The organism is Labilibaculum filiforme, from assembly GCF_002843315.1.
GTDB lineage: Bacteria > Bacteroidota > Bacteroidia > Bacteroidales > Marinifilaceae > Labilibaculum > Labilibaculum filiforme.
This window is the reverse complement of sequence record NZ_MVDD01000004.1, coordinates 160,055-171,904: the sequence shown is the minus strand read 5'-3', so window position 1 is coordinate 171,904 and position 11,850 is coordinate 160,055. Positions and strand designations below refer to the sequence as shown.

At 35.2% G+C, this 11,850-nt stretch carries 8 protein-coding genes; 5 read left to right on the top strand and 3 right to left on the bottom strand.

Translation table 11 applies throughout. The annotated features are described in order from the left end of the window. Positions 1-209: 209 nt before the first annotated feature. Both BZG02_RS07520 and BZG02_RS07515 read left to right on the top strand, forming a co-directional pair. Entirely contained in the window at positions 210-2,393 is a 2,184-nt protein-coding gene (locus BZG02_RS07520; RefSeq protein ID WP_101260804.1) for a GH92 family glycosyl hydrolase, read from the top strand. A 99-nt stretch (positions 2,394-2,492) separates the two neighbouring features. Next, positions 2,493-3,329 (top strand): endonuclease/exonuclease/phosphatase family protein, encoded by an 837-nt coding sequence (locus BZG02_RS07515; RefSeq protein WP_101260803.1) that lies wholly within the window; start codon positions 2,493-2,495, stop codon positions 3,327-3,329. 208 nt (positions 3,330-3,537) lie between these two features. Here BZG02_RS07515 and BZG02_RS07510 read toward each other — a convergent pair whose 3' ends face one another. Both BZG02_RS07510 and BZG02_RS07505 read right to left on the bottom strand, forming a co-directional pair. Continuing rightward, entirely contained in the window at positions 3,538-4,467 is a 930-nt protein-coding gene (locus tag BZG02_RS07510; RefSeq protein ID WP_101260802.1) for a mechanosensitive ion channel family protein, read from the bottom strand. 150 nt (positions 4,468-4,617) lie between these two features. Then, positions 4,618-5,472 (bottom strand): mechanosensitive ion channel family protein, encoded by an 855-nt coding sequence (locus tag BZG02_RS07505; RefSeq protein ID WP_101260801.1) that lies wholly within the window; start codon positions 5,470-5,472, stop codon positions 4,618-4,620. A 322-nt stretch (positions 5,473-5,794) separates the two neighbouring features. Here BZG02_RS07505 and BZG02_RS07500 point away from each other — a divergent pair, with 322 nt between their 5' ends. From BZG02_RS07500 to BZG02_RS07490, 3 genes are all read left to right on the top strand, one after another. Beyond that, positions 5,795-6,577, top strand: coding sequence for a hypothetical protein (locus BZG02_RS07500; protein WP_101260800.1), 783 nt, complete (start codon positions 5,795-5,797; stop codon positions 6,575-6,577). Positions 6,578-6,873: 296 nt separating this feature from the next. Then, positions 6,874-7,713 (top strand): GLPGLI family protein, encoded by an 840-nt coding sequence (locus BZG02_RS07495; protein ID WP_101260799.1) that lies wholly within the window; start codon positions 6,874-6,876, stop codon positions 7,711-7,713. Between the two features lie 52 nt (positions 7,714-7,765). Next, positions 7,766-10,456, top strand: coding sequence for a TonB-dependent receptor (locus tag BZG02_RS07490; protein ID WP_101260798.1), 2,691 nt, complete (start codon positions 7,766-7,768; stop codon positions 10,454-10,456). 62 nt (positions 10,457-10,518) lie between these two features. Here BZG02_RS07490 and BZG02_RS07485 read toward each other — a convergent pair whose 3' ends face one another. Next, a complete protein-coding gene (locus tag BZG02_RS07485) occupies positions 10,519-11,829 on the bottom strand; it encodes an MFS transporter (protein ID WP_143470432.1) in 1,311 nt (436 codons plus the stop codon). Positions 11,830-11,850 lie beyond the last annotated feature (21 nt).

The following is an 11,850-nucleotide window of genomic DNA, read 5'->3' as shown; positions in this document are numbered from 1 at the left end:
TTAATAGATAAGTTGGTGGGTTTTATTGATTTAAGATAATGGATAATGTAAAGGATCAGCAATGCTGATCCTTTTTTTTGTTCTAGTTTCTTTAAATCATTATTGAATATGCTTCTTTTCCGTATATTTGAACTCATAATCTCCAAAAGCCAAATTTCCATATTGTTTCTGAATTTAAAATTTTTCAGAAATTCAAATTATTAGAGAATATGAGATTATTAGCCATCTGTTGGGCAATGATTTGTCTTTTTGCGTGTAGTGAAAAGAATGTTGAAAGCGATATAAAGCTTACTAATTACGTAAATACTTTTGTAGGAACCGATGGACCAGGGAACACTTATCCGGGGGCAGTTTCTCCCTTTGGAATGGTTCAGTTGAGTCCTGATAACGGTTTGCCCGGATGGGATCGAATAGCAGGCTATTTTTGGCCTGATTCTACCATTGCCGGATTTAGCCACACCCATTTATCGGGAACCGGAGCAGGAGATATGTACGATTTGTTGTTCATGCCAATGAACAGTCGTTTTACCGAAAGTTTAACTCCTGAAGGAGATTATCGTCCGTATTCTAAATTTTCTCACGACCGAGAAGAAGCATCGCCAGGATATTACAAAGTTGATTTGCTAAGTTCTGGTATTGTTGTCGAGTTAACAACGACTAAGCGGGTTGGATTTCACCGATATACTTTTCCTGCCGATGAAAAATCACAGATCATATTGGATTTAGGTTTCAGAATGAATTGGGACAATCCATATGCCACAAAAATTACCATCGAAAATGATTCTACCATTTCTGGATATCGAAAATCCAACGGATGGGCGAGAGATCAGCACGTTTATTTTGTAGCTCAATTCTCTAAAGCTTTTAAAAGTGCCGATTTGTTCGAAGCAGATGCAAAATCGCTAAATAGGGAAGTGAATGGAGTAAAAACTAAGATTGTTGCCAATTTCCCAACTACCGAGAAGGAACAAATATTGGTTAAAGTGGCATTGTCATCGGCTTCGGTTGAAGGTGCAAAGAAAAACCTGCAAGCAGAACTGTCGGCTTGGGATTTCGATGCTACTGTAAGAAATTCCGATCAGGAATGGGAGAAGTTGCTTTCGCAAATTGAAATTACCGGATCGGAAGTTCAAAAAGAAATATTCTATACCAATTTATATCACCTGTATTTGACACCATCCTTACTTTCAGATGTAGATGGAATGCACAAAGGAGCAGATGGAAAATATCACAAAGCCGAAGGATTTGATCGTTACGACACCTTCTCTTTATGGGATACCTATCGAACAGCTCACCCTTTGTACACCATTCTTTGTCCTGATAAAGTAGAAGATTTTATCCAATCATTTTTGGCACATTACGATGAAACAGGCTTATTGCCAGTTTGGTCGCTGGCAGGAAACGAAACCAACATGATGATTGGTTACCATGCCGTACCTGTTATTGTTGATGCTTATTTCAAGGGAATTGAGATGGATGCTGAAAAAGCCTTTACTGCTTGTAAGGAATCAGCAATGGAAAAGGGCAGAGAGATTGATGAGTACATGAAATTGGGTTTCGTTCCTACCGATTCCGAAGGAGAGAACTGGTCGGTATCCAAAACTTTGGAATATGCTTACGATGATTGGTGCATTGCCCAGTTGGCAAAAGCCTTGAACAAGGAAGAAGATTATCAGTACTTTTTAAAACGTGGGGAGAATTGGAAGAATTTATACGATCCAAAATCGACTTTTTTCCGTCCGAAAGATGAGCATGGCAAGTTCATTCCTAATTTTGTTGCGAAAGATTATACCAATTACTATTGCGAAAGTAATGCATGGCAATATTTCTGGTACGTACCACAAGATATTCCTGAGTTTATCGCCACAGTTGGAAAAGAGAAGTTTACAGCTAAGCTGGATTCAATGTTCACCTATTATCCGGCCACGACCGACGACCTGCCTATTTTTAGTACAGGAATGATTGGACAGTATGCACACGGGAACGAACCTAGTCATCATGTAGCTTATTTGTATAATCATATCGGACAAGCGGGAAAAACACAGGAAATGGTTCGCAGAATAATTAGTTCGCAATACACAAACAAACCCGACGGGTACTGTGGAAACGAAGATTGTGGACAGATGTCGGCTTGGTTGGTGATGTCTTCGCTAGGGATTTACCCAACAAATCCGGCCAACGGAATATACGATATAACTTCACCATCTATCGAAAAAGGAGTAATTCATTTGCCAAACGGAAAAACTTTTACCATTTCTACGGAAAATCAGGCAGAGCAGAATCATTACATTCAAGCTGTTTATTTAAATGGGGAAGAATATAAGGAGTTAACAATTACTCATCAGCAGCTTATGCAGGGTGGAGAATTGAAATTTGTTTTAGGAGCTAAGTAATCAATTTGAAGAGATGAAACGAGCCATGAAAAAAAATCTCACACACGAGAATAACTATTTGGCGAGTTCCATGTGACATTTTCAAACAAGTTTAGACACATGAAAAACTATATATATTTATTTTTTGTACTAATGCTATTTGGATGTGCTGAACAAGAACAGTCACAAACATTTATGACTTACAATTTGCGTTACAACAATCCCGGTGATAGTATAAATTGTTGGGAGGCAAGAAAAGCCAATGTGGTAGATCTGATTCAGAAATATAGCCCTGATGTATTTGGTACACAGGAAGGTTTGAACGATCAGATACTTTATTTGGATCGTGCGCTCACAGATTATTCTTACCTTGGTGTTGGACGCGATGATGGCAAACAAAAAGGAGAGTATTGTGCCGTTTTTTATCGGACAGAAAAATACAATTTGATAAAGCATACCACTTTTTGGTTGTCGGAAACTCCTGAAGAAATTTCGAAAGGATGGGATGCAGCTTTAGAACGAATATGTACCTATTTGCTTTTGGAGAATAAGGAAACAAAGCAACGGTTTTATGTGTTCAACACTCATTTCGATCATGTTGGTGAGTTGGCGCGATTAAATAGCTCCAAATTAATCTACGGTAAAATCACTGAACACAATCCAGAAAACTACCCTTGTGTTTTAATGGGCGATTTAAACCTGACTCCCGAAACTTCGGCAATTCAATATTTGAGTGAGGTGTTGGGAGAAACAAAAAGTTTGGCAGGCGAGAATTGTTCAGGCCCTGAGGGAAGCTTTAATGGATTTAAACACAGCGAGCCGGTTACCGATCGTATTGATTATATTTTCATCAGCAAAGGCGATGGGAAAGTAAATCAGTATCGTATTATTGACGATCAGGTAGAGGAGAGGTACCCTTCCGATCATTTGCCTGTAATGGTAGAAGTCGACTTGTAAATTAAAACAAAAAAAATCCTCAGGATATACGATCCTGAGGATTTTTTTTACCCATTTCTCCGAAAGGGGTAGTTTTTATAAGCTATATCTTCGTTAAAAAAGATGCACCCTAACTTGCTTATGTTTTACTTTTTTGCTTCGATACAGCTAAAAATTAATTCATTTCAATGAAAGTCTATTTTGAAATTAAATTGGTATTATAAGTTTATTACGACTTTGATATTTTTGAATCATTCACTTCGAGATGAAGAGGAGCTATTTTATCGCCCCAATAAATAGTTGTGTGTGGAAATGGAATTTCAATATTATGCTTGTCGAAGGCCACTTTTAAGCGCTTGTTGAACTCTCTGGAAATGACCCATTGCATAGATGGTTTTGTTTTTATACGAGCTTTAATAATTAAAGCACTATCGCCAAACTGATCCAGTCCCATAATCTCAATAGGTTCCAATATGCTTTGGGTAAATGTTGCATCTTCCTGCACTTCTTTGCCAATTTGTGCCATAATATCCATAACCTGTTGCACATCTTCTTTATAAGCAACACCAATTTCAAATACTGCAGCCGACCATTCTTTCGTTCTGTTCGAAAGGGTATTAATTTTACCATTCTGAAAAATATGCACAACACCAGAAAAATCGCGCAAGGTGATGGTGCGTAATTCAATTTTCTCGACAAGACCACCAGTTCCATTAATAATGGCAACATCTCCTGTTCTAATTTGATCTTCGAGCAGAATGAAAAACCCAGAGATAACATCTCGAACCAATTCCTGAGCACCAAAACCAACAGCCAATCCAATTATTCCGGCACTAGCTAGGATAGGGGCAATGTTTATCCCGAATTTTTGCAGTAGTATCATAAAATAGATTGAGTAAACCATTATTCTAAATACTCCGGATATGATACCCATTAGAGTCTTTATTCTTTTTTCAGCTTCAAGAGTGTCAATCTTTTCATTTTTTTCGGAATGACTTAGTAAGGTTTTGGTAAGTCCATGTATAAAATACTTTCCAAATTTTAAAGCAATGAATAGAGCAATGGTAATGATTACAATTGCCGTTAAATCTGTTATTATCCATTCTTGAACTTTGATTAGTTGAGTTCTAACCAGTTCTTTATTAAAAAAATTGTTCATGTGAAAATTAATCTGTTTAGTTCTTAGTTTATTTGGCCGATTGGCATTCGTTTAAAGATCCGAATTGTGCTTTAAATTCAGATAAATTAATTTGAGAAAGGCAAAAGTAGTTTCTATTCTATTTTGTTGTAGATCTTATTCGTTTTAAAATCAAATTTTATTTGTTTGTATAATCTGATCATTGTAGTTTTTTATTTCAACAATATCGGCAGGTAAATATATCCCGTTTTTATTTAAATCTTCAACAATTTTAATGAGAATTTGCGACTTAATTTGTAGATGATAAGCTTTTGATTTTGATTTAAAAGTATCTATCCAATATAAAATCCTCATATTTACGGTGCTTGTACCAAGTTCATCTACTACTACCATTGGTTTTTTATCCCCACCTAACACCTCGGGTATTTGGGCTAAATTATTTGTAATAATATCCGAAACTTTTTTAAAATCGGTATTGTAGTCCAAACCAACAATTATTTCATATCGTAAAAAACCATCGATAGTGTAGTTGAATAGTGGGTTTTTAATTATTTGAGAATTCGGAATGTAAACATCTTTTCCATCTAAAGTTTTTAGGATGCTTTCGCGAAGATTTAATTCGCTAACATAACCTACTGTTCCGCTGGTTTCAATTAAATCGCCAACTTTAAAGGGACTTTTAAAAGCCATTAAAATTCCTGATAGAAAGTTTTCCCCAATATCTTTAAATGCAAAACCAATTATAAAGGTGGTGATTCCTGCACCAGCCATTATGTTTTTGGCGATAGCTCCAAGTCCGATAATATGCAGAAATAAAACAAATCCGGTAATAGAAATTACGAATGCAACTACTTTTCCTAAAAATTCGGCGAGTAGGGGATTCTTTGTTTTAGGTTTTACTCGTTTGGTAATTACTTTTTTAATTAACCACGAACTCATTATAAAGAGGAATAAAATAACAATGCCTAAGCCAAATTTAGGAAGTAATACTAATATTTTGTTTGAAATTTCTTGTAATTCAATCATACTATTTTTGTTAAGGGAAGTTGGTTCTGAATAATAACTGAAAATACGCAAAAAAATGAACTTATTGACGATTAGAAAATCAAGCAAGTAGTTTTTCTTAGGGACATTTATTAGTTGGATAGGATAAATCTATTATAGTTATGTTTTATGCCTCTTGCTACTTGAATAAAGAAAGAGGGTAAAGAGTTTTTAAAATCCTAAAAACTAAAATGATAAGCCTGATTGGGCTTCTATATTGGGGTAAATTTGCCAGTGGCATTTCTCTTTTGTGAAAAGGCATAAAAAGCTGTAACTTAAGTATTATTAACTAAAACTGGTTGTTATGAAAAAATTACTGCTATTAGTTGCTATGGTATTGTTTTGCATTACTGGCATAGCGCAACAAGAACGGTTTCTGGTTTTTGAATTCATGAAAGTGAACAGCGATCAGGAAACGAATTATTGGGAAACAGAGACTTTTTGGGAAAAGATACATGCCGAACGCGTTAGAAGTGGAGAAATTAAGGGCTGGGATTTATGGTCGTTAAAACCTGGTGGTGCCGAGCAGGGATATCAGTATTTAACGGTAACTATTTACGATAATCCTGTAAAAGCATTGTCGGATGGAGATGTGTGGAATGCTGCTAAAAAGGCTTATCCAGCCATGACAGAGGAGGAATTAAGGAAAGCCTTAGAGCTTGGAGAAAAATCAAGAGAGCTTAGTAAGAGAATGTTTATGAAAGTGATTGCTGCCACTAAAGATAAATTTGTAATGGAGGTTGGTACAGTAATGAGAATGAATTTTATGGAGGCAATTGAAGGGAAGTTTGATAATTATGAAAAAGCTGAAATGGAATTGTTTCTTCCTATTCACCAAACAAGAGTAGATGCGGGTACCATGAGTCATTGGGCTTTGTCCAGAGTATTGATGCCTTCGGGAAGTAAGGTGCCGACTACCCACATGACCTTCGATATGTTTACAGGATATTTGCATTATTTTGATGCGTATGGTAGAAATGAGGTGTTTAATGTTGATGCGGAAACTCAAAATAAGATTGATGCCGCTATTAAAACAAGAGATTTAAATTGGACTTATCTAGGTACTATGAAGAAAACCGTAAAATAAAATCCACTTCCAAATTATAGTTGATAAGCCTGCATTTTATGTAGGCTTTCTTGTTGTTATGGCTTAAGAGAGTAACTTTTGAATAAGTCCTGTGTTACAATAGGTGTATCAATAAAATATATGTGTAGAACCGGGTGGTATTAAAAATGAAAACACCGAATGAATTTTTTAGTTTTAAATCGGCTACTTAGCTAGTCCATTTTTTTAGCGGAAAGAGCATTTTTTCTTTAGCGAAGATTAAACCATCTCCTTATTCTATAGTCTTAGTAGAACGATTTTACAAAAACTAAAAAGATATGACTAAACTACTGTTTGCAGCTTGTTGCATACTACTTCTAATTTCAAGCTTATCTGCACAGGATTTTCAGGGAAAAGCGATTTACGAGAGTAAAACAACAGTTAAAATGGATTTTGGAGGTAGAAATATCCCTGAAGACAGAAAAAAAGAGATGTTGGAACGAATGAAAAAGGCAGGTGAAAAAACATATGCTCTAAGTTTTAATCAAATCGAATCGATTTATAAAGAAGAAGTGAAGTTGGAGCAATCTACCGGAGGTGCTGGTGGGCGTGGTGGAATGAGGTTTGGAATGATGGGAAGTAGTGGTGAAGATTATTACAAAAATGTGAAGGAAGGCACTTACTCGGTTAAAAATGATCTTTTTGGGAAGATTTTTTTGGTGAAAGATAGCCTGCCAAACTTAGCATGGAAAATGGGAAGCGAAACTAAGAAAATAGGGAATTATACAGCATTTAAGGCAACTGCTATTAGAACTGTAAAACGACCAAACATGTCTGCAATATTTAATCGCGATCAGAATAATACTGAAAAAGAGTTTATTGAAAAAGAAATTGAGATTGTTGCATGGTATTCACCAGATATTCCTGTAAATCAAGGTCCTGCATCGTATTGGGGATTGCCAGGTTTAATTTTAGAGGTGAATGATGATATAACCAGCATATTGTGCTCTCAAATTGTACTGAATCCAACGGAGAGAATCGAAATAAAAGCACCTTCAAAGGGCAAGGAAGTTAGTCAGGCAGAGTACGATCAAATATCGAAAGATAAAATGACAGAAATGCGTGAAAATGGTGGTTTTGGTGGTCGAAGAGGTGGAGGAGGTCACGGTCCTCACTAGAAAAATTGCCTCTCAAAAATTTATTTCTAAACTCAATTAAATGTACGTTCTCATGAAGAAGATTTTTCTTGTATTCTTATTTTTATGCACTTTTATTGCTGGTTTCTCTCAAAAAATAACCTTAAAAGGTTTTGTGAGGGATAGTACGGAATTGGGAGTGGAAATGGCTAATATTATTGCAATTAATAACGAAACTAACCTGTTAGAATCCTATTGCGTAACCAATCATAGTGGACTTTACAAATTGAGTTTATTAACGAATTCAACCTACACGATAAAAGTTAGTTTTATTGGTTTTCAGCCAAAAGAATTTCCATTTACTACCACTACTATTGATGCGGAATGGGATGTGAATTTATCGGAAGAAAACAGTTTGCTTTCCGAAGTTGATGTTACTTACACCATGCCTGTTTCTGTTCGTGGCGATACCATTGTTTACGATACTGATTCGTTTACAACAGGAACCGAAAAGAAATTGAAAGATGTTTTGGTGACTCTTCCAGGTATAGAAATGAATGATGATGGACAAATTGAAGTGGAGGGAAAAAAGGTCCAGAAAGTAATGGTAGAGGGAAAAGATTTTTTCGATGGGGACTCCAAGATTGCCTCGGACAATATTCCCGCCGATGCGATAGATAAAATTGAAGTTCTGAGGAATTTCAATGAGGTTGGACAAATGAAAGGTTTAACTAACGATGACGATAACGTAGCTCTAAATATTCGTTTAAAGTCTGGGAAAAAGAAATTCTGGTTTGGAGAATTAACTGCCGGAGCTGGTCCTGATGAGAAATATTTAGCTCATCCAAAATTATTTTACTATAGTCCGGAATTTAGTTTGAATGTAATAACAGATGCCAACAATATTGGGGAAGTTCCTTTTACCCGAAGAGATTATATGAATTTCACCGGTGGTTTTAAGGGCTTTAATCCCGGAGGTGGAAGTTCTATTGAAGTGGGATCGGATGGTTTGGGTTTATCAACAGCTCAAAACAATAAGGCAAAAGATGTTGATACTAAATTTGGAGCAATCAACTTTTCGTATTCCCCAAATAAGGCCTTAGATTTAAGTGGTTTTGGGATTTATTCCTATACGGGAACCAAAATGGAAACACAAAGCAAAACTACCTATAAATTAGATGGAAATAGTTCCTTGGTAGAGGAGGCCATCAATAAAACTGATCAGACAGTAAATTTAGGACTGCTTAAGTTTAGTTCTGTTTACAAACCTAATTCTAATTTTCAGTTCGATTACGATGTATTAGTAAAAAAGTCGAACGATGAAGAACAAGGAGAAGTAGTTTCAGTGGTGAGTGATGCAACAGATGATATTACTCAGTTTAAGCAACAAAAACCGATTTCTGTAAATCAGAATACAAATATCTATTATACGCTTAATGAGAGGAATATTTTCTCCTTCGAGGCGCAACATCTTTATCAGGACGAAGATCCATTTTATAATGCAGTAAGAGATGAGTTTGCATTTGTGAGTTTGTTTCCTATTGATGAGAGTGTCGACTTTTATAATTTAAATCAACAGAAAAATATTGTAAGTAATAAGATAGATGCAAAATTGGATTACTATTATATTACTGGCGATAAAAGCAATATTGAATTCACCTTGGGAACTACTCAAAGTCATCAGAATTTCGATTCCGAGATTTTTCAGATCTTAGATAATAGTTCAAAATTGGAAATGACAGGAGAGGAATTTACTAATGATGTGAAGTTCAATATCTCCGATTTGTTTTTCGCATTTCATTACAAATTACAAACCGGAATTTTCACTTTTAATCCAGGCTTTAGCTTGCATCAGTACGAAGCAAAAAATACTCAGTTAGGATCAACGGTAAAAGATGAATTAACCTCCTTACTTCCCGAATTTTATGTGAATATGCAACTTAAAAAGTCGGAGAATTTACGTTTCAATTATCAGATTACTCGTTCCTTTACGGATGTTTCAAGTTTTGCAGAATCTTTTGTTTTGAACAATTATAATTCTGTTTATAGTGGAAACAGAAACTTGGAAAGCGCATTAAATCATCGGCTTTCTCTAAATTTCTTTAGTTTCAACATGTTCAATTTTACAAATATGTTTGCCAATTTGACTTATACCAAACGAATTGATGCGTTGAAAAACGATGTGATGCCAATTGGAATTAATCAGGTAAGAACTACTATCAACTCTAATTTTAACGATGAATCGGTAAGTGCGAGTGGCAGGTACCAACGAACATTTAAAAAAGTGAAAGGATCGGTAAAAGCCGATTTTTCATGGGCTAAAACCAATAATTTGGTGAATTCACAACCAAGTGTTTCCGAATCGTTAAATCAAAATTATAGTGGTTCTTTGGCTACGAATTTTAAAAATGCACCAAATTTGGAAGTAGGTTACAATTATTCTATCAGCGAATACGATAGAGGTTCAACTACAACAACTTATTATACCAAACGGCCATTTGCAAAGTTCGACGCGGCATTCTTGAAGAGTTTTATTTTTACTATAGATTACGATTGGTATAGTTATACCGATAAAAATAAAACGATTGAGAATAAGTATAGTTTCTTAGATGCAAATCTTACTTATCAGCAAAAGGACAGCAAGTGGGAGTTCGGAATTAAAGGCAATAATTTATTAAATACCGAGTCGTTGGATCAAAGTAGCGAAACTGATTATTCATTTTCATCTTCAACCTATTTCGTACAACCTCGTTACGTATTATTTACCGTTAAATATGATATTTAGTTAAGTCAATTTTTAATCGAGTTGAAAGGCAGATACAAATTAAATTTTGTGTCTGTTTATTTTTATTGTAATTGTGGATTTTTGGCTTTTACTGAGAAAACAAATAAGAGGATTGCACATGCAATACCAACATATCCCGCTAAGCTATAGCTATTAGTTAACGTATGTATTCTGCTAAAAAAAAGAGGTGCAAAAGCACTTGAAAATACAACTAAGGACATGGATAAACCACTTATGGCTCCCAAATGTTTACGTCCGAAAAAACGAGGCCAGCTAATTGCAACCAAAACTGAATATAGTCCTCCCATAATTCCATTTCCTACAATTAAAATGTAATAACCAATTTCGGATTCTAAAATAGCAATGCCCAAGCTTGCTAAAAAACAGCCTATTAAGTAAACGAATAGTAGTTTTTGAATTCGAATATAATCACTAAAAATATTACCAGTAACAGCCGTAATTATGGAGATAATAGAGACTGGAATAAATACACTCAAAGCTTTTTGTTCAGAAAAGCCACACGATTCGAATATGGAAATAATGTTAAAAGTAAATCCGGTAATAAAAAAAGCATTAAAACATAAAGAAAGAGCAAACACCCAAAAAACCCATGTGCTTCGTGCTTCTTTTAAGGTATATTGTTTTTTTGATTGAAAAGTTGGTAAGCTTTCAACTTTTGTTTCAATCATTTTACCATCAGGAATTAGGCCACATTCTTCTGGATTATCTCGATATAAAAAGTAGGCAAAAATTATAAATAGGACCGTTAGTATTGCCAATGCCTGATAGGCCGTACTCCAATCGAAACGAGTAATAATAAGAGCAATAAATAATGGAGATACAGCAAAACCAAAAGATTGAATTGCACTTGAAAGACTGTTGGCTAAACCTCTTCGTTGGTCGAACCATTTCATTACCATGTTGCGCGATGCTAATGTTAATACTCCTTGCCCGGAAAAACGTAAAAAGAAAAATAGTAAAGAAATAAGAACAAAGGAGGATGTTGAAAATCCGATGTTGATTGATGAAGATATTGATTCGGACAATAAGTGTGAATAAGAGAACAGTATAAGGGTGATTCCTAATCCGAAAGCGGCAATCATGGCAGTAAAACGAGCTCCAAACTTATCGTAAATTTTACCGGCGTGGGTTAAAAATAGTGAACTGGTTACAGTACCAATTAAATAGGCAGAACTTAGGGCATCGCGACTTAATTGTAAAGAATCAATTAGGTAATTGGTGAAAACGGATACGCCCATTGTTTGACCGGGAATACTTGCAATTACACCAATAGTACCCGCAAACATAACAATCCATCCGTAAAAAATTGGTGATTTTGATGGTGCAAACGGGAAATTCGGATTTCTTTTCAAAACTTTTATTGTTTATTATGA